Origin of the sequence: Pseudomonas silensiensis (assembly GCF_050434865.1) — a bacterium.
Classification (GTDB): Bacteria; Pseudomonadota; Gammaproteobacteria; order Pseudomonadales; family Pseudomonadaceae; genus Aquipseudomonas; species Aquipseudomonas fluorescens_W.
This window is the reverse complement of sequence record NZ_JBNDJH010000026.1, coordinates 1-23190: the sequence shown is the minus strand read 5'-3', so window position 1 is coordinate 23190 and position 23190 is coordinate 1. Positions and strand designations below refer to the sequence as shown.

The following is a 23190-nucleotide window of genomic DNA, read 5'->3' as shown; positions in this document are numbered from 1 at the left end:
GTTATGCCACTACCTTTTCTAGTCTGGGGAAATTCAACAGCAAGTCACGGTAATGCTCGTAATGTTTTTGGTGTAAACCAATTTCACGCGGAAAAAGCTCAGCGAGAGAGTTAGTGAGCGCGTCGAATCTATCAAGAATAGAAACGATGCGAACCTGTTCTGCAAGGGATCTCTCTGGATCCGCTGGATACGGAACAGGAATTTTAATTTTTGAAAACCCATTAATCAGCAGTGTGTTTACTTTGGTTCTGGCGATATATTTTGCCTTGTCAGCAACGAAAGATGACGTATTCATGCAGTAGGAAACAAATCTCGGATCCATTGAATGTCGAAAAGCATAGCAATGATCGTGAATTGCGACCTTTTCTTCTCCGAGCCATGCAACGGCCTTACCGACATCCTCAACTGTCTCGCCTACGTCGGTTATCACTACGTCGCCTGGCTCTGCATAGCGCAGTGACCCAGCCATATCATTTCTAACCTGAGAAAAAGCTTGCGTCGTAAAAGCGCCGTAACGCGTATATATCTCTCCGTAATGGATAGCGCTGATACCATCTTCAACAAAATCAGCTTTGGTAAAACGCTTTCCACGAATAAATTCGCCAATCTCTCCCAGCGCCCTCCACTCCACTTCCCCGTCTTTGAAACTCATCAACTCATCGCGGTAGTGCTCGTATTGTTTTTTGCGAGTAGTCAGCTCGGCGGTTAGCTCGGCTTTTACTTCGGTGGTCAGCTCGGAAAAAGCGTCCAATATGCGGACGATCTCGGCTTGGATTTCAAGCGATTTATCCGGCGTTCCTGGGCAGGGGATGGGTATTTGGAATTCTTCAAGCATGGGCTTTCTAATCGAGGAAGCAGTTGCTCCCACGCTTTTCGTCAAAATGTACTGCTTAAACCTAGAGGACATGAAGTGGAACAAAAACTTAGTACTCACGACATCTGATTTAACATGAATCCTGTAAGCCCTCTGGTGTAGAGCGTACTTTCCTTCTACATAGTGAAATATATCGCCAATCCCGCCCTCGCCAGGAATGATTATTGCCACCTCATTAAATTCAAAAATATCTGACTTTAAGATTTTCTTTGAGCGAACATAGAACGGGTAGATTCCGTTTTCGCTTTCATCCTGACGGTTTGAGCTTCCGGTACCAATATCCGCCACAGATCCAAGAGTCACCCACTCCACTGCCACACCATCCAGCAGTTTTTCCATGAAATTCACGCTGCTCATGCCTCGATCTCCGAGACGATGGCATCAATCTCCGCTCGCAGTAGATCGATCTTGGCAATCGTGGCTTTCAGGGTGGCGTTGAGCTGAGCAATCTCCACCACCTCACGGTTGTCCTTGGCATCGATGTAGCTGCTGACAGACAGGTTGTAGCTGTTGGCAGCCACCTGCTCAAAAGGGATGGACAGCGCAAAGTGATCCACGTTCGCCTTGCTATCGAACACCTGCATGATCTGGTTGATGTGCGTGTCCAGCAGCATGTTGTTGTTGGTTTCTTTCTTGAATAGGCCGCTGGCGTCAATGAACTGGGTGGTGGTGTCGGTCTTATGTTTGGACAGCACCAGAATGTTCACTGCGATGGTGGTGCCATAGAACAAATTGGGTGCGAGCGAGATCACGCTTTCTACATAGTTGTTGTCCACCAGGTACTGGCGGATTTTCTGCTCGGCTCCGCCCCTGTAGAATATGCCGGGAAAGCAAACGATGGCAGCACGGCCTTTGGCCGACAGGTAGCTGAGTGCGTGCAGCACAAAGGCGAAGTCGGCTTTGGATTTGGGCGCGAGCACGCCAGCCGGGGCAAAGCGGTCGTCGTTGATCAAGGTGGGGTCCCCCGCCCCCTTCCACTTCACCGAGTATGGTGGATTGGAGACGATGGCATCAAAAGGTTTGTCATCGCCAAAGTGTGGCTCGGACAGAGTGTCGCCCAGCTGGATATTGAATTTGTCGTAGTTAACGTTGTGCAGGAACATGTTCATCCGCGCCAAGTTATACGTGGTGTGGTTGAGTTCCTGGCCAAAAAAACCGTCTTCAATGATGTGTGCATCGAAGTGCTTCTTTGCTTGCAGCAGCAGTGAGCCCGAACCACAGGCCGGATCGTAAATCTTGTTGACCGTGGTTTGCTTGTGCATGGCAAGCTGGGCGATCAGCTTGGACACATGCTGCGGTGTGAAAAACTCACCACCGGACTTGCCGGCGTTAGCGGCGTAGTTGGAGATGAGAAATTCGTAGGCATCGCCAAACAGATCGATGTGACTGGCATCAAATCTACCAAAGTCCAGCCCAGCCACGCCTTTAAGCACGGCGGCGAGGCGCGTATTTTTGTCTTTGACGGTGTTGCCCAGACGGTTACTGGTGGTATCGAAGTCGGTAAACAGACCTCTGATATCGCGCTCGGAAGGGTAGCCGTTGGCCGAGCTTTCAATGGCGGCAAAGATGGCAGCCAGTTCGACATTCAGGCTCTCGTTGCTGTGGGCACTGGCAGCCACCTTGGCGAACACCTGACTGGGATATATGAAGTAGCCCTTGGTTTTGATAGCGTCGTCTTTGATGTCCGGCGTGATGACGCTATCTGGCAGCTCTGCGTAGTTGATACTGTCGTCACCGCCTTCGATGTAGCTGGCAAAGTTTTCGCTGATGAAACGGTAGAACAAGGTGCCGAGCACATACTGCTTGAAGTCCCAGCCATCGACTGCGCCACGAACATCGTTGGCAATTTGCCAAATCTGGCGTTGCAGTGCGGCGCGTTGTTGGGTGCTTGTCATACTGTTGTGCCTAATCCCTTCGGTTTACTTGGTCCCTCCATCGTGAGTGGAAGTGACTGGGTGGTGTTGGTGGGCTTGGTTAGCTGGCGCTGCGGTGTATCGAGCGGATGTGCCGTGGCGTAGTCATTAGCGGCGCATCTTAAGCTTCTACGCGCCCGTTAACAGCCCGTTCATCAATTGCACTGGCAAAGCAATGCATCTTTGGCGATTTCGCCCCGGCTCCATTGCTTTGCTGGTTACTGGCGGTAAGCGTTTCTTGTCGAGGTGCGGCCTTCTTGGCGTACGATACCCCCTCGCTGGATTCACTTTTGTACGCTCCCGCTTTCAATATCGTCGTCGGCTCCACCCGCGTGCACTGATCCATCAGTCACGGCGCGCTGAATTTTCCACGGTCGCTCGATTCTGTGCGCTGGTGTGCCATGGTGCTCCAGCTCGCGGTACTTGCGTCCTTCACTACGCCCAGATGCCGGGTAGCGTCACCGATTCTATCACTGTGGACGGCTTCGGAAAGAAGAAGGCTTGCGTGATATCTGACTGGCAATAGCCACTGAATTCGGCCGAGCGTGAGTTTCTGCCCGGAGCGCACATTCGAATGCGGAGCTTATTGACACTCATGCTTGTGTTGTCGCGGCATCACATTTACGCTTTGCTCCGTCGTGGTCAATCCCGCGACTGGGTGTGACAACCTGAATTGTTCGAGGCGCATGGCGCCATAGCTACTAGCAAGTGCTAACACAGGCTTAGCTGCTGCTTTTCTATGGCGGATCGTGCGGGGCAGGCTTACGCCTGGCCGGTACCCTCGGACGCCGGTTTGTCACCCCCGTACGGTCTGCCACCCAATCGCGTGACAACGGTTGATGGCAGTTTTTACTTGTCCGAGGAGATAAGGAAAATGGCATGCCCCCCTTTTTAAGCTCGTGCGCCACCCTGGCGATTTGATTCAAGGTGCAAACTATTCCGGAGGGTTCCGTGATGTTTGATCTCTCGCTTCTAATCAGCCTTCCCAAACCCAACACCATCGATACTGCATCGCTTACCCCCGAAGATGCCGCGATTAAACTACGGCAGGCTGCCACTCTTCGGCTTAATGGAGCACAGAGTATTCTGCTTCATTTTCCGCAGGACGTTGAGCTGGCAGTGGAGCTGCTGGATGATGCCGCCGTGTTGTTTGATAAGGCGTTCCGATATCTGACAGGGATTCCTGCTCAGCGCGTTCATCATCAGATTGGTGAGTACTGCTCTGTCCCGTCCGCTGAAGGCCATCCCGGCATCCGAACCCCATGGGGCAATGAATTCGGCCCTATGATTGAGGACGGCGTTCGTTGTGCGGAGACTTGGCTTGACGGCTCATCACTACCGCTATGGTGGGCACTGGCGCAGAACCGAAAGCATCATCGTCCAGGTGATCCCCAGGAAGCATTTGAAGCAGGTTTTCTGCTGCGGTTGCAGCAGACGCTGATCATGCGGCGTGAAGCCGTCACCTCCCAATCAACCAGCCTCGATGCCTGAGTCTGTAATTGACGTTTGAGACTTTGCTTTTCCCGCCAAACCCTCCGATCTAGCGATCTTTGATCGCGCCGGTCGGAGGGTTCACTCGTTTTTTCTCGAGGCCACCGCTATCCACCGCCTCATTTCATATCTGATTAGCACCACGCTTTCCTTTCCCCGTCAGTAATTGCCCTCGATCTCTATCGAGTGCAACGCAGTTTCGACGTCAGAGCCGAGCTTGTCTTAGGGACATGGCTATAGATGGCGACAGCGGCGACAGCGGCGACAACGCATGTAGAACGTGGTCTGGAGCATGGCGACAAAAGTGGCGACAGTCGCCACTTTTTGCACGCTTTGGCCATGACGCTTGACCGCCTTTTGGAGTGGGTATAACAATTGGCGCACGGATCGCTGTCGTTGACAGCACCAGCCCAGGTAGCCAGAACCTTCAAGGCTACGCCACTTGCGTGGTGGTTTTCCCGAAGTGCGATTAGCGTCCGGCAGCTCGCACGGTCACTCCCCAAAAGTGATGGATGCCTACTCGACTTATCTGTCCACTGCGGCAGACGATGGACCTTCCTCGCTGCGCTGCAGCAACCTTACCTTTCGGCACATTTCGCGGCGCCATACTGCGCCCGTCTCTTTCTCATGGAAAGAGACGGGCGCTCGTACCACTGCTGCAAGCCAAGTCGTACGGGGCATTGCCGCAACTCTCCTCGTGACAATCGGCCCGACAAATCCGATTCGTCGCCAGCCGCAATGACACAGGCACCGGTGCCGCAGCCCATGGAAAGGCTGCACCTGACTGACAGTCAGGCATGCCCCAGGTGTCGATGTTTTGCCTTCTCCCACCCAGGATCTCTAGGTGCCGAACTCGTCAGTCGGCACAGCCTCCACCCGCCCGTATCTTCGGATGCGTCTAAGGAGGCCAGATTCATGGGGGCATGCCCTCGCTCCCGGTCGTAAGGAGCCGTACGTTCCGCGTCAGTGAACACCTCACAGGTCGCAGGGGCCTTGATCCCTGATAACACTCAACAAGCGTGGCGGGAGTATGTGAGGACAGCCAGCAACTACCGAGGAGAGGACCCATGCAGCAGTTAGATCCGAAGCTTGAACTACCGCGACCGCTGATTGAGGCGAATTCCGTGGCCCAACCTTATCCGGTGCATGCACTGGGTGGGCTTCTTGGACCTGCGGTGGAGCGCATGGCCGAGGTCATCGGCGTACCCCAGGCGCTGGCCGCTCAGTCGGCGTTGGCCGCCTCGGCCCTGGCCACCCAATGTCATGCGGGCTTACAACTCGACGGGAGAAATTATCCCCTCTCGCTGTACCTGATCACGGTGGCAGCGTCCGGTGATCGCAAGACTGCGGCAGACCGATCTGCATTGCTGCCAGCACGCCAATGGGAGCGCGAGCAGTGGCAGCGCTACCGCGAACAGCTCTCCCGGTACCGCGCCGCACAGCGCCAGATGCAGCGTATCAACCCTGCCGATCCCGACTCCGCGAACGGTGTACCGCTCGAAGCGGAGCCCTCTGCACCCAGGCTGATTACCACGGACCCAACTATTGAAGCGCTGATCAAAGGGCTCTGCCATGACCTGCCGAGCATGGGGTTGTTCTGCGATGAAGGGGGACAATTCCTCGGCAGCAGCACCATGAGTCGGGACAACCGTTTGAAAGCGGTCACGACTTTGTCGTCACTCTGGGACGGCAGTCCGATTGATCGTGCTCGCTCTATGGCAGGCGAAAGCCTACGAGCCTATGACCGACGCCTGAGCCTGCACCTGATGCTGCAACCGTATTTGGCCATGCAGTTACTCAGTGATCCGTTGCTGCAGGGGCAAGGCATTCTAGGGCGCTGCTTGATGACCTGGCCCACCAGTCTAGCCGGGCAACGTAGCTACCAGGCTGTCGACTTGTCCAAAGACGCCGCCCTCAAGCGTTATCATCACCGCCTTTCGGCACTGTTTTATCAGCCTTGGTCACTTTCCGCTGACGGAGCCTTGCAACTGTCAAAGCTGAGCCTCAGTCCGCTGGCGCGTCGTCGCTGGATTGATTTGCATGATGCTATCGAAGCTCAACTGGGGGAGTTTGGCGAGCTGGCCGGCGTACGGCCCAGCGGATCAAAGGCCGCCGATAACCTGCTGCGCGTCGCCGGCATTCTTGCAGTTGTGGAGGAGAGCAGCGTCGTGGAGGTCGACCATATCCAGCGGGCCTCCGCTTTAGTCGGCTACTACCTCACCGAGATCCAGCGCCTGACAGAGCAGGAGCCAGTGTGTCGAGTAAAAGAGGAGGCAGACCGGCTGCTGCGATGGCTACAGGTCAAAGATTGGAAGCGTTTCAGTATTCGTGAATTGAATCGCAACGGTCCCCGCTTTGCCCGCAAGAGCAGTCGTCATGCCGCCAAGCTGCTGGTCGAGTTGATTGATCATCAGTGGTTGATCACCGATGGCCACACCTTCGAGGTGTGCCATGTTTAATCTTGATGAAGCGCTGCGCAACCATCTGGCTCAGCGTCAAAAGGAGCCGAAAGCGCGGTTTGTCGCCGCGAGTGTCGCCACTTTGTCGCCACCCTCAAAGGCAGACAAGGCAGGGGTTGTCGCCGGTGTCGCCGATGTCGCCACCCTCCGTAAAACTATCACCTCGACGACAGCCATCCTTCAGTGGTTGAAAGAGGAAGGCGCGCATCTCTACGTCGCCGACAACACGCTGTGTTTCCGCCCGACTGATTGGGCCCAGTTCGCTATCGTGAGTGCACACTGGCGAGCCCTTTTACATGAGCTCGCTGCAGTCGATCAGGAACAGAAAAATGGCTCGCATCGGTAAGCGAGCTGGACGCAATTTCGGCTTCGGTCGCCAGCTCAGCTATGCCGGACCGCAAGCACTGAAAGATCTGTTTGGCGATGGCCATTTTGCGACCGTCAAAGCCCATAGTGATCGCTGGCAGGCGTTTGTGCATTGGTGTCGATCCGATGAAGGACCGAGGGTCAACGACGCGCGCCAGATAGACCGCGAGATCCTCATGCGGTACGCCGTCCACGTGCGGGAACAGGTTGATCAGGGCAACGTCGGCATTGCCACCGCGCAGAACCGACTGTCCAGCGTGAACCGAACGATGGCCGCGCTGCGCGGTGATCAGTACGTCAAAATCCCGAGTCCGAGTAAGGCGCTGGGCTTGCAGCGCTCAAGCGTGCGTAGTGAGGCTCCGCATGGCCAAGACCGTGCCCAGGTCGAGTTGATCGCGCGGGCGCTGTCAGATCGTCAGCAATCGAGGGTGAGTGCCATTGTGCTCCTTGCTCGGGAGACCGGCATGCGTCTGCGTGAAGCGATCTTGGCGGACTTGCCCCGGCTGCAACGTGAGGCTCGGCAACTGGGCAAGATCAATATCCAGGACGGCACCAAAGGCGGTCGATCAGGCGCATCGGCACCGCGTTGGATTGCGGTCACGGATCAAGTTCGTGGCGCCCTCGACAGGGCCAGTGAGGCTTCACCCAGTGGCAGTCGAAATTTGTTGGCACCCGATGAAAGCTACAAAGACTTTATGCAAAAAAACGTGCGGCCGGCACGAGACCTCCTGCATGAACAGGGTTTGAAAGGTTTTCATGAACTGCGGGCGGCTTACGCCTGTGAGCGCTATGAGCAACTGACAGGCTTTCCTGCACCCGTTAATGATGGCCGTGTTCATCGAGAAGATCGAGAGCTTGATCAGCGTGCACGACAGCAGATCAGCCACGAATTGGGACATAACCGCATTGATGTGGTGAGTGCTTACATCGGAGGTCGGCGATGACGTCCGAGTTCGACATAGCGTTGTTTCTGCGTCCTGTGCTCAAAGGTGCGCATGCCACGCGGCAGCGGCATATCAGGCAAGCAGAAAGGATGCACAAGGTGATTCGTGAACGCTGGGGGGGCGCGACTCCCTGGTCCTGGAGAGAAAAGCACGTGAGATGGTTTCTGGAGCACTATTTGCGGTGCTCAGCTCCAGCTACCATCTACTACTACGAGTTAACAGCAGGGTTGATCCGTCGTAGAAAGGCAAAAGTCGTGGTTGCCTAATAGATCTTTAAGCGTAAGCCCCTGAGTATGGGAATGCGGAGCCTTCCCATACTCAGGGGCTTGGCTGAAAAAGCGCAGGCATACCAGAGATCTGGCAACTGTCGTCACTCCTTTCGCCCTACTACACGACACGGATCGTAGCCGGTGTCGCATCCCTTTTGGATATTCAGCGAATCGGTACGACGTTGCGATCTCTAGTTTGATTGATGGCCGATGCCGACAGGCTGCCGGTGGCCGCCTTCTGGATATGTTCACTCCACCAAGCCATCATCGGACGCCGGCGTTCGATGTAATCCGTCCGGTTGTAGGCGCTACGAACTTCGTCCTTGTCGACATGCGCCAGTGCGACCTCAATCAGCTCCGGATCCCAGCCATGCTCATTCAGGATGGTGCTCGCCATCGAGCGCAAGCCGTGGCTGACTAGACGGTCCTGAAAGCCCATGCGCTTCAACGCCATGTTGGCGGTCTGGCTATTGGCATGGGTGCGGGGATTTCTATCTGAGGGGAACACGTACTCTCTGTTACCGCTGAGTTGCTTGAGCGTCTCCAGTAACGAAAGTGCCTGATCGGTAAGAGGGATTGTGTGCGGCCGACGCTTTTTCATGCGCTCTGGCGGAATGGTCCAAATGCGCTTGTCGAAGTCGATATCTGCCCATCGTGTGGTAGCTGCTTCGGCAGGGCGGGTCATCGTGTGCAACTGCCATTCTATTAGGCAGCGGGTCGTGCGCTTGATGCTGGCGTTCGCGATTTCCATCATGAGCTCGGGAAGCTCCTCAGGTGGAAGCGCAGCCATGTTCTCTTTCTTGGGTTTCTTGAACACCGCCCGAATTCCATTGAGGGGGTTCGCAAATATCAGCCCGGAGTTGACCCCGTAGGTCATGATCTCGTTGAGTCGTTGGCTCAATCGTTTCACGGTTTCGAGGCTCCCTTTGGCCTCGATTGGGCGAAGGATCTTGATAACCATTGGAGCAGTGATTTGAGAGAGCGGCGTTGTTTTCATGCTTGGGAAAACATGAAGCGTCAGCGATCTCCAAATGTCTTCTGCGTAGGCTTTGGTTACTGAGTCTTTCTTCAGCTCGAACCAGGCGGTGGCCACCTTCTCGAAAGTGTGTTCAGTCTCAGCAAGTTTGGCTTGCCTTACCTCATCACGCTGGGTTTTGGGATCAGTGCCCAAAGCGAGCAGTTCACGCGCCTCTGCGGCTTTCTTCCGGGCGTTGGCTAGCGAAAGATCGGGGTATGGACCAAGAACCATATTGATACGGCTTCTGGTCAGGGGTTCTCGGTAATTGAAATTCCACATCATTGAGCCGCTCGCGCGGACTCGAAGCTGTAAGCCATCGCCGTCGCTGAGGACGAAATCTTTACCAGTTGCCTTGACTGCCTTGAGCTGGCGATCGGAGAGGCGGGTTGCGTTAGTAGGCATGGGGCTACCTCCAGCACCGTTTTGGTATCCTGAAAATAGCATTTGGCAGTTCGGGATACCACCTGGGATACCAAACGGGCTGGAACTCGGAAACTCTCCAAAGCTCTCATAAGCGCTGAATCCCTTGTATTTGCTGGATTTCAGGCACAAAAAAAGACGTCCGTGGACGTCTTTAGATGTATGAGTGGTGGAGCCGGGGGGATTTGAACCCCCGTCCGCCAGTACTCCGCTGTCGGTACTACATGCGTAGCCGTGTCTATTAAGTTAACCCTCAGCGACCCGACGGGCAGGGTGCTTTGGGCGAGTTGTGTAAGTTTTAGCCGCTTCGTCCACAACGTACTGCACGGCGATTCTGTTCTATATGACAATCACTTTGGGTTTACAGACATCCCCTGATGATTGCTGGACCCGAAGGTACCAGGAGGGAAGGGCTAAGGCTGCTTACGCAGCGAGAGCGTATTCCCCGTAGGTTTCGTCATTGGCAACTATAGAAAGTTGCAACAGTGGATTTACGAGTTCTGTTACCAACTCGGCATGCACCTAAAGTTTCGCAACCGGCGTCGAATCCTAAACGGCCCCGAGCCTGTTGCTCTGTGAATCAAAGTGAGCAACAAGCACGCGCAGTGTACGCCAACACGCCTCAGAAGGCCAACCCGAAGGTTGGCTCCAGCAGATTATGGGGCGGGTTGATTGCTCAGGTTGTTAGCGAGAGACAATCCCTGGGTGGCCTCGGTGACGCATTTTTTGTCGTCGCCGGAGGCTTTTGAAGCTTCGGCGCTGGACATCAGTCTTTTGACCTCCATGGCGGTGTTGCTGGAGGTCACCGGCAATGACGTCACTTTGTTTTTGAGCTCTTGCAGCTTGCTCGTACAAAGGTCGTTGTCCGCAGCAAATACGGGGGAGGCCAACATTGCAGCAGAGATGAACAGACCAGCGAGTGCGGTACGTTTCATGGATATCACCTTGAGCTGATGGTCTCGGTGCTGCCGTATGTGCGGGCGGCTCGGCCGAGGTCGGAAAATAAGCCACGATTGAAGAGGCCTACTTAAAAGACTACGGCACGACGCAAGAATTCGGTTTTGGCAGAAGGGCTATGAAAAAATTGTTTGATAGAAACAATGGCATTAAAAGTGGGCACACATGGCCAACCGCAGATGCAACAAAACCCGCGATTGGCGGGTTTTGGTTTGCTTCATATTGGGTGCCACCGGGGGCCACAAGCCCAACCCGAAGGTTGGCCAAGTGCTGGATTACTTCGCACCTTTGTTCGCGTTCTTGATTTGCTGGATAGTTTGTTCGGTCTCGGCGATGCAGTCATCAGTCCCTTCCTTGGTGCCTTTTGCCTGATCGGCTTTGGCTTTTTTGACGCTGTCCATTACCTGATCAGTCATCTCCGGAGGAGTCTGTGCCTTGGCATTTTCGATGGTTTTCAAGTTGACCGCACAGAGGTCTTCAGCGGCAAACGAGGTGGACGCCATCAGCGAGACAGTAACGAACAGACCTAACAGTACAGAACGTTTCATGAGTATCTCCTTGAACTGAGGGTCCAGGCATCGCTGGCCATCAGGACGGGCTGCCGAGTTTGGGTAAAGCCCGGTAACGGCCGGGCTAATTCTGTGGACTATGGCAGCGCATCAGGGTTCTATTTTTCTTGCATAACCCTCGCCTGCGTTACCCGATCCACCAAATAGACTAGCCCGTGATAATCAATTCCACCGTGTTGCGTCAGACCGATCTCACACGTACGGCTGGTAGAAATCCCCTCGCTACACTGCTGAACCGCATCCTTGAGCGTGCGCAGCGAATGAGCATTCAGTTCAGGCGTGGTGAAGCCCTTGTCGCCGGCAAACCCACAGCAATGAATGCCTTCAGGGATAACCACGTTTTTGCTGCACTTGCGCGCCAGATCGATCAGCGCCTGACTTTCCCCAAGGTGCTGGGTGCTACAGGTGACGTGCACTGCGATTGGCGCTTCCTGCGGCGTGAAATCCAGACGATCCATCAGATGTGTACGAATGAAACGCACCGGGTCGTACAGGTCCAGTCGCACATCGCCCAGGTCCTGAACCAGTCTTAACGTACACGGACTGGTGTCGCAATAAATCGGATCGAGCCCACCGCGACTGGCGTGCAGCAAGGCACCGATCAGTTCCTGGCGTTTGTGTTCGGCCTGTTCGGCGTAGCCCTTGGAGGCGAACGGTTGCCCGCAGCAGAGGTTGTCCAGGTTGTCCGGGAAGACCACTTGGTAGCCGGCTTTTTCCAGCAGCCCACGGGTTTTGTCGTACAGCGACATTTGCTCTTTATCACCCGCTGCCGGGCCCATTGCCCGCGATACGCAGGCCGCGAGGTACACCACTCGAGGGCGTTCGTCCGACACCGTCGGGCTGAAGCGAATGGCTTTTTCCGGTTGCGGCATGGCGTTGGTCCACTGCGGGACCTGACCTTTGGATAGGCGCGTCAATGTTGCTGAAAGCTTTGCCAATCGTGGCGCCCCCAGCAGCATTCGCGCACCGTTGGCCACGTGCAAGGTGAAACGTGCACCTTGCAGCGCGGTGGCGAAATTGCCTTCCAGCCAATTGGCGGTTTTTGTATGAGTTGCCTTGCGGCTGCGGAGCTTTTTCACCAGTTCGCCGGTGTTGATTCCTACAGGGCAACGCTGCGCACAGAGGCCGGTGGCGGCGCAGGTATCGATGCCTTGGTATTCGTAAGCGGCTTCGAGTTCGGTGGTGTCTACGCCAGCGCGTTTCTTCGCCTGAATGTCACGCCAGATCACGATGCGCTGGCGCGGGCTCAGGGTAAGGCCTTTAGACGGGCAGACCGGTTCGCAGAAGCCGCACTCGATGCACTTATCCACAATCTCATCGGCGGCCGGCAACGGCTTCAGGTGCTTGAGGTGGATTTGCGGATCCTCGCTGAGCACCACGTTCGGGTTGAGAATGCCGTTGGGGTCGAGCAGACGTTTTAGTTGCCACATCAACTGGTAGGCATCGCTGCCCCACTCCAGTTCGACAAAGGGCGCCATGTTGCGGCCGGTGCCGTGTTCGGCTTTCAGCGAGCCGCCGAACTCCACCGCCACCAACTGCGCCACGTCGTCCATGAACGCCTGATAGCGTGCGACTTCTTCCGGGTTGTTGAAGCCTTGAGTGAAGACGAAATGCAGATTGCCTTCCAGCGCGTGTCCGAAAAGGATCGCTTCGTCGTAGTGATGTTTGTCGAACAGCTCGATCAAGCGGTTTACGCCGATGGCCAGTTGTTCCACCGGGAAGGTCACGTCTTCGATGATCACCGTGGTGCCGGTTTTGCGCACGGCGCCGACGGCAGGGAAGGTGTCTTTACGGATCGCCCAGAGCCGAGCGTTTTCCACCGGGTCTTCGGTGAAGTCGACTTGTTTTTCCACCGGGAAAGAAGTCAACGACGCCATGATGTGCGCCAGTTGTTCCTGTAACAACGTGGACGATGCGGCGCGGGATTCGATCAGCAGCGCACAGGCATTGTTCGACAGCTGTTGTACGAAAGCCGGCATGCCGGGTTTGTCCTGCACTGAACGCAGACTGCGTCGGTCCAGCAGTTCGACGGCCGACACCGGCTGGCTTTTCAGCACAGTCACGGCGTTGCAGCAGGTCTCCACGTCCGGAAACACGATCAGTGCCGAGGCCTTGTTCGGATGGTCAATCACCGTGTCGTAAGTGACCGCGCTGATGAAACCGAGGGTGCCTTCGGAGCCCACCAGCAAGTGGCTCAAGATATCCACAGGCTCGTCGAAATCCACCAGCGCATTCAGTGACAGCCCGGTGGTATTTTTCAGACGGTATTTGTGGCGAATTCTTGCAGCCAGTTCGGCATTGGCGCGGGTCTCGCGGCCCAACGTTGCCAGGCGTTCAAGCAGCGAAGCGTGGCTCTCACGAAACGCCACAACACTCGCCGCATCTTCGGTATCGAGACGGCTGCCGTCGGCCAGCACCAGACGAATGCCAGCCAACGTGTGATAGGTGTTTTGCGCCGTGCCGCAGCACATGCCGCTGGCATTGTTGGCGACGATGCCGCCGATTTTACAGGCATTGATCGACGCCGGATCCGGGCCGATCTTGCGCCCAAACGGTGCCAGCCATGCGTTGGCCTGTGCACCGATCACACCCGGTTGCAGACGGATTTGCGTACCTTGCCCACGGATCTCGCGACCGTTCCAGTTATCCCCGAGGACGATCAACACCGAGTCACTGATGGCCTGGCCTGACAGGCTGGTGCCGGCGGCGCGGAAGGTCACCGGGACTTTATCCCGTTGTGCCAGTTTGAGCAGCGCGACGACTTCATCTTCCGATTCGACACGAATCACCAGTTTCGGAATCAGCCGGTAGAAACTGGCGTCGGTGCCGAAGGCCAAGGTCGACAGCGGGTCGTCGAAACGTCGCTCCTGGGGAATCAGTTGCTGCGCATCTCGCAGGAAAGCCGCGGGTAGATTCATTGGTCCTCCAGGATCATGACCACGAGGTCTTTCGGACCGTGAGCGCCGTAAGCCAGGACCTGCTCGATGTCAGCGGTTTTTGAAGGACCGGACACCAGCAGGGCATTGGTCGGCATGCCTTGTGCCCACTCGAACTCCTGCTGCACTTGATAGAAGTTGTCGCGGATTTGACTGGCCTTGAGCAGGGCGAAATGCACCGGCGGCACCAGGCTCATCAAGCGTGGTTCTTCCCGCGTCGGCCAGAGAATCAGACTACCTGTCGCGGCGATTGCGCCCAGTGTGCCGGTCAGGCTGGCCGGCGTGTCGTTGAACAATTCAGTCTTCCATTCTTCAACCGGACGGTCGTAGGCTTTGAGTGTTGGCAAGCCAGGATTTTTCGCCCAGTGCTGAGTGACGCGTTGCCCGTGCGGTGTAGTCGGTGCGATCAACAAACTCGGCAGCTGACGGTCCCGCAACAACTGAGCAAGCAACGAAGGCCAACCTTCGCCAGACGTCAGATGGATTTCGGTGTGTACCGCTTCCATCAGTTTGCGCAGCTGCGGGATGCGTTGCTCGGCGGTGTACGTGTAGGGCGCTGTCACCAGTTCGACGTCGAACTCGTCAGGCACCGGCGTGGTGCCTGTCAGACTTTTACGCAATTTGGCGAGGATATTTTGCTTGGCGCTCATCAACGATCTCCCTGTTTGCCCAGATGCTCGCGGGCCATGTCATGCAGTGAGCGGGCAGCGGGTTTCGGTGCGCTGTGATTTTGCGTCCAGGGACCGACGTTGCTCGGCGTCAGCGCACGCAGGCGCGTGGCGAAAAAGCCGAACAGACGATAGAGCGTTGGTGAACTGTTGAGCCTGGCCCAGGCGTTCCAGATAAAGCGTTCCTTGCGCGAATACTTGCTGCCTTGGCCGCGCATCACTTGATGGGGACTGTCAGGGGCTTTGACGTTCTCTTCCCGCAGGCGCCGCAGCAGCGCCGGAATCGGAATTTTTACCGGACAGACTTCACCGCAGGCGCCACACAGCGACGAGGCGCTCGGGTGGTCCGGGACTTTCGCCAGGCCGACCATGTGCGGGGTGATGATTTTTCCGATAGGCCCAGGGTAAACCTCCCCATAGGCGTGGCCGCCGATTCGGGTGTAGACCGGGCAATGATTCATACAGGCGCCGCAGCGGATGCAGTTCAGGGTCTGGCGTAATTCGCTGTCGGCGAAGGCCTGGCTGCGACCGTTGTCGAGCAATACCAGGTGCACTTCCTGAGGGCCGTCGAGCTCATGTTCCTTGCGCGGGCCGGAGATCATGTTGACGTAAGTGGTAATCGGTTGGCCGAGGGCTGAGCGGGTCAGCAGTGACAGCAGTGGCACCACATCGCGCAGGTTTTCCACGACTTTTTCGATGCCGGTGACGGCGATGTGCACCGGTGGCACCGTGGTGGTCATGCGCCCGTTGCCTTCGTTTTCCACCAACAGCAAGGTGCCGGTTTCGGCCACGGCGAAGTTGACGCCGGAGACGCCGATGTCCGCTTCGAAGAATTTCTGCCGCAAGACCTTGCGACCGATCTGAATGAGTTGGTCAACGTCCTTGGTGTATTCCACGCCAAGTTTGTCGTGGAACAAGGACGCGACCTGACCGGCATTCTTGTGGATCGCCGGCATAATAATGTGTGAAGGCTTCTCGTGGTCGAGCTGGACGATGTACTCGCCCATGTCCGATTCCAGGCATTCAATGCCCTGTTCAGCGAGGAAGTGATTCATTTCCATCTCTTCGCTGACCATCGATTTGCCCTTGATCACTTGCCGCCCCTCGTGAGCGCGGATGATCGAGAGGACGATGCCATTGGCCTCGTCCACCGTTTCCGCCCAGTGCACTGTCACACCGTTGCGGGTCAGGTTCTGTTCAAGCTGCTCGAGCAGGTCGGGCAACTTGGATAGAGCACGGGCACGGACCGCATTGCCCAGCACTCGCAAATGTTCTCTTTCGTGGGCATCGCTGAAGGACGCTGCCCGTTTTGTCATCAGCGAATCCATCGCCGTGCGAAAGTTATTTCGCAGTTGCTTGTCACCCAGCGCCTTGTGAGCACGGGTGCGGAAATCTTCTTCTACGGCAACCGTAGGAATAATCGCGGAAGCGTTCATAGAACACCTCCGGTTCGCTGCCAAAGGAAGCTGGCCAGGTGTTGGCCGCGCAACGCTTCCTTCTGTTTCTCCAGCGAGCCGTTGATGTTCATCAGGCAACCGCAGTCGGCACTCAGTACCTTGTGCGCGCCGGATTCCTTCAATGAGCGGGTCTTGTCAGCCACCATCGCGCCGGAAATGTCTGGCATACGGACGCTGAAAGTCCCACCGAAGCCACAGCATTCACTTTCATGGCTGTGGTCGACTCGCTCCACGTTGCTCAGCTGCGCCAACAACTCGCGGCCATGCAAGTGGGTGTTCATCTCACGGCGTGCCGAGCACGACGTGTGCAACGCTACTTTGACTGGCTCGCCACTGTCCTTGAGCTGCACCTTGCAGACAAACAACAGAAACTCGGCCAGTTCATAAGTCCGGGCAGCCAGCGCCTGAACCTGTTTCAGCGTGTCCGGCTCGTCCTTGAACAAGTCGGCATAGTGTTCGCGCAACATTCCGGCACACGATCCCGACGGCACCACCACCGGATAGTCCCCGGCAAACAGCGCCAGTTGCGAGCGTGCCACGGTCCTCGCCTGCTCGGTGTAACCCGAGGTGTAGGCTGGTTGCCCGCAGCAGCTTTGCCCCTGCGGATACTCGACACGAATGCCTTCGCGTTCCAGCAAGTGAATCGCGTCCATCCCGGCTTCAGGGTAGAACAAATCCACCACGCAGGTTCCGAACAGGTAGACCCGTGACGGTTTTTTGCTGGGGTATTGCCGAGGCTCGGGCAGTGGCGGGGCGACTCGGGTCGCGTTCGGCACGGCGTTGTAAAAAAGCTCGCTCATCAGGCGTGTCTCCGGGTGGGCCCGGTTATCCGTCCGCTGAGGCTGCTGAATATAGAGAGGCAAACTTTCAGCAGCCTTACAGACCGGGTAGTGAATAGCTGACGCCGGAATCGTGGTCCGGCGTCGGTTTTTGCTTTTTTTCGTGTAGTACTTAGTGCACCAGCATGCCGGTGAACCAGTAGGCCTGAGCCAAAGTGATCAAGCCGACGATCGTTGCAAAGAACAGGCTGTGCTTGAGGGTGAAACGGAACAGATCCGATTCCTTGCCCACCAGCCCGGTCGCGGCGCAGGCGACGGCGATCGATTGTGGCGAGATCATCTTGCCGGTCACGCCACCGCTGGTGTTCGCCGCAACCAGCAACACATCGTTCACACCGATCTGGTGTGCAGTGGTTGCTTGCAGCGAACTGAACAGTGCGTTGGACGAGGTATCGGAACCGGTCAGGAACACACCCAGCCAGCCGAGGAACGGCGAGAAGAACGGGAATGCGGCACCGGTGCCTGCCAGAACCAGCGCCATGGTCGAGGACATGCCCGAGTAGTTAGTGACGAAGGCAAAGGCGAGCACCATACCGATGGACAGAATCGGCCAGCGCAGCTCGTAGAAGGTCTCTCTCAAAGTGGTCAGACCAGTTTTGACATTGATCTTCAGTACCAGCATCGAGATCAGCGCGGAGAAGAAAATCGCCGTGCCGGTCGCGGAAATCGGGTCGAGTTTGAACACCGCTGGCATCGCCGTCGGTGCGGTCACGATCGGTGCGATCTTGATCACCATTTGATCCAGGTGCGGGATAGCGAAGTTGAACACCCAGCTATACATCGAGCCACCTGCAGCGAACATGGCCTTGAACGGTTTCAGCGTCCAGATCGTGACCAGCACGGTGAGGATTAGAAACGGCGACCAGGCTTTGAAAATTTCCCCCAAGCTGTAAGGCGAAGCCACGGTGGTGCGCTTCTGGCCGAAACCACCGGTGCTGGCCACCACGGAAGCCGAGACGGCGCCGACGATGTGTGCGCCTGCGGCGCGTTTTGGCTGCCAGACTTTCAGGAACAGGGTCAGAGAAACCAGGCTGACCAGCGCCGAGGTGATGTCCGGCAGCTCCGGGCCAATGAAGTTCGAAGTGAAGTATTGGGTGACGGCAAAGCTCAAACCGGCCACCAGTGCGGCAGGCCAGGTTTCCCGAACTCCACGCAGGCCATCCATCATGAACACCAGCCAGAACGGCACGAACACCGACAACAATGGCAGTTGCCGACCGGCCATGGCGCCGATCTTGAACGCGTCGATACCGGTCACTTGCCCGGCGACGATGATCGGAATCCCCAAGGCACCGAAGGCAACCGGCGCGGTGTTGGCGATCAGGCACAGGCCTGCGGCGTACAGCGGGTTAAAGCCCAGCCCTACCAGCAGGGCGGCAGTAATCGCGACCGGCGCACCAAAACCGGCGGCACCTTCCAGGAAGGCACCGAAGCAGAAGCCGATCAGCAGCACTTGCAGGCGCTGGTCGTCGGTAATCGACAGTACCGAGCTGCGGATCACTTCGAACTGACCACTCTTGACCGTCAGTTTGTAGAGGAACACCGCTGCCACGATGATCCAGGCAATCGGCCACAGACCGTAGGCGAAACCATACCCGGCGGCAGCGAAGGCCATGTCGACCGGCATCTGGAAGGCGAAGATCGCCACGGCAATGGACAAGGCCAGCGTGATACTGCCGGCCACGTGTCCTTTGAGTCGGAACACGGCCAATGCCAGGAAGAAAAACACGATGGGGATAACGGCCGCGAGCGCGGACACGCCGAGACTGCCGAGCGGAGAATAGAGCTGTTGCCAGGTTTGCATATGGGGTGGCCCCTAATTGTTGTTGGTCAGGCACTGGTCAGCGTTCTTGGATAATTGGTAATACCAATTTACAATCGCTGTTGGCTAGGGTAAAAGCGTTGTAGGCGATGTGTCAATTTGTCGTCCTAGAACTTTTGTCGAATGCGTGGTGCAGAAGTCATCTGGTCCGCTCGACCAAATGCCGTCTGGCAGGTGCTGACACAGCCCTGATAGGCCAGAATAGAGACCCCGGCGAGCCGTCGGGATCGTGGAGAAATGAGTTATGGGGTTTGATCAAATTCGTCAGCGCCGTTTGTCTGACGATATTGTCGAGCAGCTCGAGGGGATGATTCTCGAGGGCACGCTGAAGGCGGGTGAGCGTTTGCCGGCTGAACGTGCGTTGGCCGAGCAGTTCGGCGTGTCACGCCCTTCGTTGCGCGAAGCGATTCAGAAACTGGCGGCCAAGGGCTTGCTGGTCAGTCGCCAGGGCGGTGGCAATTATGTGGTGGAGTCGCTGGGGTCAACCTTCAGTGATCCGTTGCTGCATCTGCTGGAAAGCAACCCTGAAGCGCAGCGCGATCTGCTGGAGTTTCGTCATACCCTGGAAGCCTCCTGCGCCTATTACGCCGCCATGCGTGCGACGGACGTTGATCGCGAGCGATTGACCGCGGCCTTCAACGAATTGCAGGACTGCTATACGCGTCACGACGAGGTCAGTCGGGCGGAAGAGGGGGCGGCGGATGCGAAATTCCACCTGGCAATTGCTGAAGCCAGTCACAACGCGGTGTTGCTGCACACCATTCGTGGGTTGTTCGATCTGCTCAAGCGTAACGTGGTGACCAACATCGGCGGGATGTACAAGCAGCGTACGGAAACCCGCGACATGCTGATTACCCAGCATCGTGAGTTGTACCTGGCGATTATCGAAGGAAGGGCCGAGCAGGCGCGGGAAGTCTCCAGCCGACATATCTTGTATGTGCAGGAAGTGCTGGAAGAAGTGCGTCAGGAAGTACAGCGCATGGCTCGGGCGGAGCGGCGCAAAGGGATGTGATTATTTAAAGCAAAAGATCGCAGCCTGCGGCAGCTCCTACATGGATACGCGATCTATGTAGGAGCTGCCGCAGGCTGCGATCTTTTCGCTAGCGCCACAACACTCAGGCCGAAAGATTAATCTTCCTTGCCCTTGTTGCGCACCGCACGCTGCAACTCGCGGCCGGCGTCGCGTTCGCGTTCGGTATCACGCTTGTCGTATTCCTTCTTGCCCTTGCCCAGAGCGATCTCGCACTTGACCATGTGCTTGCTCCAATACCAGGACAGGCACACGCAGGCGTAACCTTTTTGCTGCACGGCCGTGGCCAGCTTTTCCAGCTCGCGCCGGTTGAGCAGCAATTTTCGGGTGCGGGTCGGATCAGCGATGACGTGGGTGCTGGCGGTCATCAGCGGCGTAATGTGGCTGCCGAGCAGCCAGGCTTCGCCATCCTTGAGCAGCACGTAACTGTCGACCAGTTGCAGCTTGCTTGCCCGCAGACTTTTTACTTCCCAGCCGGCCAGGACCAGACCAGCCTCGAACTTATGCTCGATGAAGTAATCGTGTCGCGCCTTTTTATTCTGCGCGATGGTCCCTGTTGGGTGTTTCTTCTGTTTAGCCATAGGGGCGGCATTATAGGGAGTTGCACGCGAGTCGGCTACGGTATCGCTACGTGCTTGAGCAGGTTGATTGAATCCCGGACAATGCGGCCTCTTTTTTGAACGCTTGGACGTGATAACGATGTCGACAGACAAGGTTTCTGTCCACGGCAGTTGGGCTAGCCGCTGGGTCTTCATACTCGCCGCGACCGGTTCGGCCGTGGGCCTGGGTAGTATCTGGAAATTCCCGTACATGGTCGGCGTCTATGGTGGCGGCGCCTTCGTGCTGATGTTCCTGGCCTGTATCGCGCTGATCGGTGTGCCGGTCATGCTGGCCGAAACCCTGATCGGTCGCCGTGCACGGCAGAGCCCGGCCAACGCCTTGAAGGTATTGGCACTGGAAGCCGGGCATTCGACGAAGTGGTCCTGGGGCGCATTTGCCGGGATGATCACGGCGTTGTTGATCCTGTCTTTCTATAGTGTGGTCGGCGGCTGGTCGCTGGATTACATCATCGACATGGGCCGTGGCGACTTCCAGGGGGTGACGCCGGATCAGGTCGGCGCGTACTTTGGCAATGTGATCGCCGACCCCTGGAGGCTGACACTTTGGCACACGATTTTCATGCTGCTGTCGGCTGTAGTCATTGCAAAAGGTGTAGTTGCCGGGCTTGAACGCAGTCTGCGCATCATGATGCCGCTACTTTTTGTGATGATTCTGGTGCTGCTGGGTTACAGCATGACCACCGGCCATTTCATGGAAGGCGTGCACTTCATGTTCGACTTCCACCCGGAAAAAGTCCTCGACGGTTTGCTGCCTGCCATGGGGCACGCGTTTTTTTCCCTGAGCGTGGGCGTCGGTTCGATCATGATTTACGGCGCCTACATGCCGAAGAATTCATCGATTTCCGGCACCATCGTCGGCGTGGCGCTGCTCGATACCTTCGTTTCCCTGGTCGCTGGTCTGGCATTGTTTCCGATCGTGTTTGCCGCGGGCCTGAACCCGAGCGAGGGCCCTGGCCTGATGTTCGTCAGCCTGCCATTTGCCTTTGGTAACGTAGCGTTTGGTCAGTTGATGGGCGTAGTGTTCTTCGTGCTGGTAGCGATTGCAGCCTGGAGCTCGGCGATTTCCTTGCTTGAGCCGATGGTGGCTTACCTGGTTGAACGCACGAAAGTCAGCCGCGCGTGGGTCACCTTCTGGCTGGCATTTATCTGCTGGTTTGTCGGTCTGGGCACGGTGTTTTCCTTCAATATCTGGAAGGAAGCCAAGTTTTTCGTGAACGAAGGCGGGATGTTCCACCTCTATCAATGGGGTGCGGCCGGTGGCCTGGACTTCTTTGGTGTGATCGATTTCTTCACCTCGCGGATCATGTTGCCACTCGGTGGTTTGTGTTTCGTGGTGTTTGCTGGCTGGGTGATGGGGCGTGAAGCGGTACGCGACGAGTTGTCGATCCGCAGCCCCGTATTGTTCGCCTTGTCCCTGTTCTTGATGCGCTATGTGGCGCCCATCGGCATTCTCGTAGTGTTTGCCGCCCAGCTGTGGAAGTGACGCTGACATGACGACACACATTCAACGTTCGGCCCTGCTGCCGTATCCGGCACAAGCGCTGTATGACCTTGTCAACGACGTGGCGCGTTACCCGGAATTTCTGCCGTGGTGCTCATCGGCCGAAGTCCTGGAGAGTTCTCCTGAGCATATGCGCGCTAGCGTCGGCGTGGCCAAGGGCGGTCTCAGCCAGCATTTCGTAACGCGCAACACGCTGGTGCCTGGGCATTCGATCGAGATGAACCTCGAGGAAGGCCCGTTCAATCAATTGCATGGCGTCTGGGTGTTCAAGCCGTTGGGCGAGAAAGCCTGCAAGATCAGCCTGGACCTGTCGTTCGATTACGCCGGGCCGATTGTCCGCGCAACCTTGGGGCCGTTGTTCAATCAGGCGGCCAATACGCTGGTGGATGCCTTCTGCCAGCGCGCCAAGCAGATGCATGGTTGAGGCCGTGATCGACGTTGAGGTGGTGTATGCCGCCATTGATCGTCAGGTGCTCCTGTCGGTGTCGGTACCGGCAGGAACAACCGTGCGGGTGGCTTTGCTGAAGTCAGGCATCGGCGAGGCGTTTTCCGAGTTGGATCTGGCCAGTTGCGCGGTGGGGATCTTCGGTAAAGTGATCGCTGATCCGGACAAGCATCCTGTCCAGGCTGGAGATCGTATCGAGATATACCGGCCATTGCTGGCTGATCCAAAAGAAGTTCGTCGGTTGCGCGCAGCCAAGGCTGCTGAGGCCAAAACCCGGAATCATTGATTCGCTCAAACGCTGGACAATAAAATGTATGGTCAGCCCATCTCCTGCAACCTCATGGGCTGTTTTCGGTAAAGCTGGCTTGCGCTAATGTATCCGGGCTCATTGTGAGCGTTGCGCCACAACGCTCGGCCCTCGATGAGTAGCCGCTCCCGACTGTCCTGAAAAAACCCTCAGCTTCTGAAGCTGATTTTATTGCCAGGTTCGCAGTCGGGCCGTTTGCCGTTTACTGTCATCAGTCAGTGACGTCGCAAAAGCCGGTGCTAAAGCTGTACGTTCAAGCGTTCGGATGTGGGTCGTACTGGCCGC

20 protein-coding genes and 1 other RNA gene are annotated in these 23190 nt (G+C 56.7%); 9 read left to right on the top strand and 12 right to left on the bottom strand.

The window, feature by feature from the left end; genetic code table 11:
* Nucleotide 1 precedes the first annotated feature (1 nt).
* The gene (locus QF010_RS27975) at nucleotides 2–1231 is read right to left on the bottom strand and encodes a restriction endonuclease subunit S (RefSeq protein WP_429534351.1); all 1230 of its coding nucleotides are present in this window, start codon (nucleotides 1229–1231) and stop codon (nucleotides 2–4) included.
* Entirely contained in the window at nucleotides 1228–2769 is a 1542-nt protein-coding gene (locus QF010_RS27970; protein ID WP_429534350.1) for a type I restriction-modification system subunit M, read from the bottom strand. The genes QF010_RS27975 and QF010_RS27970 overlap by 4 nt, the downstream gene beginning before the upstream one ends.
* A gap of 972 nt (nucleotides 2770–3741) precedes the next feature.
* Here QF010_RS27970 and QF010_RS27965 point away from each other — a divergent pair.
* The 5 genes from QF010_RS27965 (at nucleotide 3742) to QF010_RS27945 (ending at nucleotide 8313) form a co-directional block, all read left to right on the top strand.
* Entirely contained in the window at nucleotides 3742–4278 is a 537-nt protein-coding gene (locus tag QF010_RS27965; protein ID WP_429534401.1) for a LasR-specific antiactivator QslA, read from the top strand.
* A gap of 1067 nt (nucleotides 4279–5345) precedes the next feature.
* Nucleotides 5346–6737, top strand: a complete 1392-nt coding sequence (locus QF010_RS27960; RefSeq protein WP_429534349.1) for a YfjI family protein — start codon at nucleotides 5346–5348, stop codon at nucleotides 6735–6737.
* Nucleotides 6730–7083 (top strand): hypothetical protein, encoded by a 354-nt coding sequence (locus tag QF010_RS27955; protein ID WP_429534348.1) that lies wholly within the window; start codon nucleotides 6730–6732, stop codon nucleotides 7081–7083. Before QF010_RS27960 ends, QF010_RS27955 begins: the two co-directional genes overlap by 8 nt.
* On the top strand, nucleotides 7067–8047 hold the full coding sequence (locus QF010_RS27950; RefSeq protein ID WP_429534347.1) for an integrase domain-containing protein: 981 nt from the start codon (nucleotides 7067–7069) through the stop codon (nucleotides 8045–8047). The genes QF010_RS27955 and QF010_RS27950 overlap by 17 nt, the downstream gene beginning before the upstream one ends.
* Nucleotides 8044–8313, top strand: a complete 270-nt coding sequence (locus QF010_RS27945) for a hypothetical protein (protein ID WP_429534346.1) — start codon at nucleotides 8044–8046, stop codon at nucleotides 8311–8313. The genes QF010_RS27950 and QF010_RS27945 overlap by 4 nt, the downstream gene beginning before the upstream one ends.
* A gap of 166 nt (nucleotides 8314–8479) precedes the next feature.
* Here QF010_RS27945 and QF010_RS27940 read toward each other — a convergent pair whose 3' ends face one another.
* From QF010_RS27940 to QF010_RS27900, 9 genes are all read right to left on the bottom strand, one after another.
* The gene (locus QF010_RS27940; RefSeq protein WP_429534345.1) at nucleotides 8480–9736 is read right to left on the bottom strand and encodes an integrase domain-containing protein; all 1257 of its coding nucleotides are present in this window, start codon (nucleotides 9734–9736) and stop codon (nucleotides 8480–8482) included.
* 185 nt (nucleotides 9737–9921) lie between these two features.
* Nucleotides 9922–10315, bottom strand: a transfer-messenger RNA (tmRNA) gene (gene ssrA / locus QF010_RS27935).
* Nucleotides 10316–10410: 95 nt separating this feature from the next.
* On the bottom strand, nucleotides 10411–10689 hold the full coding sequence (locus QF010_RS27930) for a hypothetical protein (protein ID WP_429534344.1): 279 nt from the start codon (nucleotides 10687–10689) through the stop codon (nucleotides 10411–10413).
* Between the two features lie 297 nt (nucleotides 10690–10986).
* Nucleotides 10987–11259: a hypothetical protein gene (locus tag QF010_RS27925; protein ID WP_033058154.1), complete on the bottom strand. Its 273-nt coding sequence runs from the start codon at nucleotides 11257–11259 to the stop codon at nucleotides 10987–10989.
* 119 nt (nucleotides 11260–11378) lie between these two features.
* Nucleotides 11379–14198 (bottom strand): FAD-binding and (Fe-S)-binding domain-containing protein, encoded by a 2820-nt coding sequence (locus tag QF010_RS27920; RefSeq protein WP_429534343.1) that lies wholly within the window; start codon nucleotides 14196–14198, stop codon nucleotides 11379–11381.
* Nucleotides 14195–14866 (bottom strand): LutC/YkgG family protein, encoded by a 672-nt coding sequence (locus QF010_RS27915; protein ID WP_033058152.1) that lies wholly within the window; start codon nucleotides 14864–14866, stop codon nucleotides 14195–14197. The genes QF010_RS27920 and QF010_RS27915 overlap by 4 nt, the downstream gene beginning before the upstream one ends.
* Nucleotides 14866–16320 (bottom strand): LutB/LldF family L-lactate oxidation iron-sulfur protein, encoded by a 1455-nt coding sequence (locus tag QF010_RS27910; protein WP_033058150.1) that lies wholly within the window; start codon nucleotides 16318–16320, stop codon nucleotides 14866–14868. Before QF010_RS27910 ends, QF010_RS27915 begins: the two co-directional genes overlap by 1 nt.
* A complete protein-coding gene (locus QF010_RS27905; RefSeq protein ID WP_429534342.1) occupies nucleotides 16317–17141 on the bottom strand; it encodes a (Fe-S)-binding protein in 825 nt (274 codons plus the stop codon). The genes QF010_RS27910 and QF010_RS27905 overlap by 4 nt, the downstream gene beginning before the upstream one ends.
* A gap of 151 nt (nucleotides 17142–17292) precedes the next feature.
* Nucleotides 17293–18984: a lactate permease LctP family transporter gene (locus tag QF010_RS27900; protein ID WP_429534341.1), complete on the bottom strand. Its 1692-nt coding sequence runs from the start codon at nucleotides 18982–18984 to the stop codon at nucleotides 17293–17295.
* Nucleotides 18985–19246: 262 nt separating this feature from the next.
* Between QF010_RS27900 and QF010_RS27895 the strand changes: the two genes are divergently transcribed.
* Nucleotides 19247–20014 (top strand): GntR family transcriptional regulator, encoded by a 768-nt coding sequence (locus QF010_RS27895; RefSeq protein WP_008149047.1) that lies wholly within the window; start codon nucleotides 19247–19249, stop codon nucleotides 20012–20014.
* Between the two features lie 116 nt (nucleotides 20015–20130).
* On the opposite strand, the gene smpB is transcribed toward QF010_RS27895, so the two are convergent.
* A complete protein-coding gene (gene smpB / locus QF010_RS27890; protein ID WP_008149046.1) occupies nucleotides 20131–20613 on the bottom strand; it encodes an SsrA-binding protein SmpB in 483 nt (160 codons plus the stop codon).
* 118 nt (nucleotides 20614–20731) lie between these two features.
* Here smpB and QF010_RS27885 point away from each other — a divergent pair, with 118 nt between their 5' ends.
* From QF010_RS27885 to QF010_RS27875, 3 genes are read left to right on the top strand one after another with little or no spacing between them, the layout of a single operon-like run.
* Nucleotides 20732–22135, top strand: a complete 1404-nt coding sequence (locus QF010_RS27885) for a sodium-dependent transporter (RefSeq protein WP_429534340.1) — start codon at nucleotides 20732–20734, stop codon at nucleotides 22133–22135.
* Between the two features lie 7 nt (nucleotides 22136–22142).
* On the top strand, nucleotides 22143–22577 hold the full coding sequence (locus QF010_RS27880) for a type II toxin-antitoxin system RatA family toxin (RefSeq protein ID WP_033058141.1): 435 nt from the start codon (nucleotides 22143–22145) through the stop codon (nucleotides 22575–22577).
* Entirely contained in the window at nucleotides 22570–22884 is a 315-nt protein-coding gene (locus QF010_RS27875) for an RnfH family protein (protein ID WP_429534339.1), read from the top strand. The genes QF010_RS27880 and QF010_RS27875 overlap by 8 nt, the downstream gene beginning before the upstream one ends.
* Nucleotides 22885–23190: the final 306 nt, after the last annotated feature.

Bases quoted from the DNA above. Each gene is read 5' to 3' on its own strand.
- QF010_RS27910 (WP_033058150.1), bottom strand. From the start codon at position 16,320: ATGAACGCTTCCGCGATTATTCCTACGGTTGCCGTAGAAGAAGATTTC.
- smpB (WP_008149046.1), bottom strand. From the start codon at position 20,613: ATGGCTAAACAGAAGAAACACCCAACAGGGACCATCGCGCAGAATAAA.
- QF010_RS27930 (WP_429534344.1), bottom strand. From the start codon at position 10,689: ATGAAACGTACCGCACTCGCTGGTCTGTTCATCTCTGCTGCAATGTTG.
- QF010_RS27895 (WP_008149047.1), top strand. From the start codon at position 19,247: ATGGGGTTTGATCAAATTCGTCAGCGCCGTTTGTCTGACGATATTGTC.
- QF010_RS27905 (WP_429534342.1), bottom strand. From the start codon at position 17,141: ATGAGCGAGCTTTTTTACAACGCCGTGCCGAACGCGACCCGAGTCGCC.
- QF010_RS27960 (WP_429534349.1), top strand. From the start codon at position 5,346: ATGCAGCAGTTAGATCCGAAGCTTGAACTACCGCGACCGCTGATTGAG.
- QF010_RS27945 (WP_429534346.1), top strand. From the start codon at position 8,044: ATGACGTCCGAGTTCGACATAGCGTTGTTTCTGCGTCCTGTGCTCAAA.
- QF010_RS27880 (WP_033058141.1), top strand. From the start codon at position 22,143: ATGACGACACACATTCAACGTTCGGCCCTGCTGCCGTATCCGGCACAA.
- QF010_RS27970 (WP_429534350.1), bottom strand. From the start codon at position 2,769: ATGACAAGCACCCAACAACGCGCCGCACTGCAACGCCAGATTTGGCAA.
- QF010_RS27925 (WP_033058154.1), bottom strand. From the start codon at position 11,259: ATGAAACGTTCTGTACTGTTAGGTCTGTTCGTTACTGTCTCGCTGATG.
- QF010_RS27975 (WP_429534351.1), bottom strand. From the start codon at position 1,231: ATGAGCAGCGTGAATTTCATGGAAAAACTGCTGGATGGTGTGGCAGTG.
- QF010_RS27920 (WP_429534343.1), bottom strand. From the start codon at position 14,198: ATGAATCTACCCGCGGCTTTCCTGCGAGATGCGCAGCAACTGATTCCC.
- QF010_RS27900 (WP_429534341.1), bottom strand. From the start codon at position 18,984: ATGCAAACCTGGCAACAGCTCTATTCTCCGCTCGGCAGTCTCGGCGTG.
- QF010_RS27955 (WP_429534348.1), top strand. From the start codon at position 6,730: ATGTTTAATCTTGATGAAGCGCTGCGCAACCATCTGGCTCAGCGTCAA.
- QF010_RS27885 (WP_429534340.1), top strand. From the start codon at position 20,732: ATGTCGACAGACAAGGTTTCTGTCCACGGCAGTTGGGCTAGCCGCTGG.
- QF010_RS27915 (WP_033058152.1), bottom strand. From the start codon at position 14,866: ATGAGCGCCAAGCAAAATATCCTCGCCAAATTGCGTAAAAGTCTGACA.
- QF010_RS27940 (WP_429534345.1), bottom strand. From the start codon at position 9,736: ATGCCTACTAACGCAACCCGCCTCTCCGATCGCCAGCTCAAGGCAGTC.
- QF010_RS27950 (WP_429534347.1), top strand. From the start codon at position 7,067: ATGGCTCGCATCGGTAAGCGAGCTGGACGCAATTTCGGCTTCGGTCGC.
- QF010_RS27875 (WP_429534339.1), top strand. From the start codon at position 22,570: ATGGTTGAGGCCGTGATCGACGTTGAGGTGGTGTATGCCGCCATTGAT.
- QF010_RS27965 (WP_429534401.1), top strand. From the start codon at position 3,742: ATGTTTGATCTCTCGCTTCTAATCAGCCTTCCCAAACCCAACACCATC.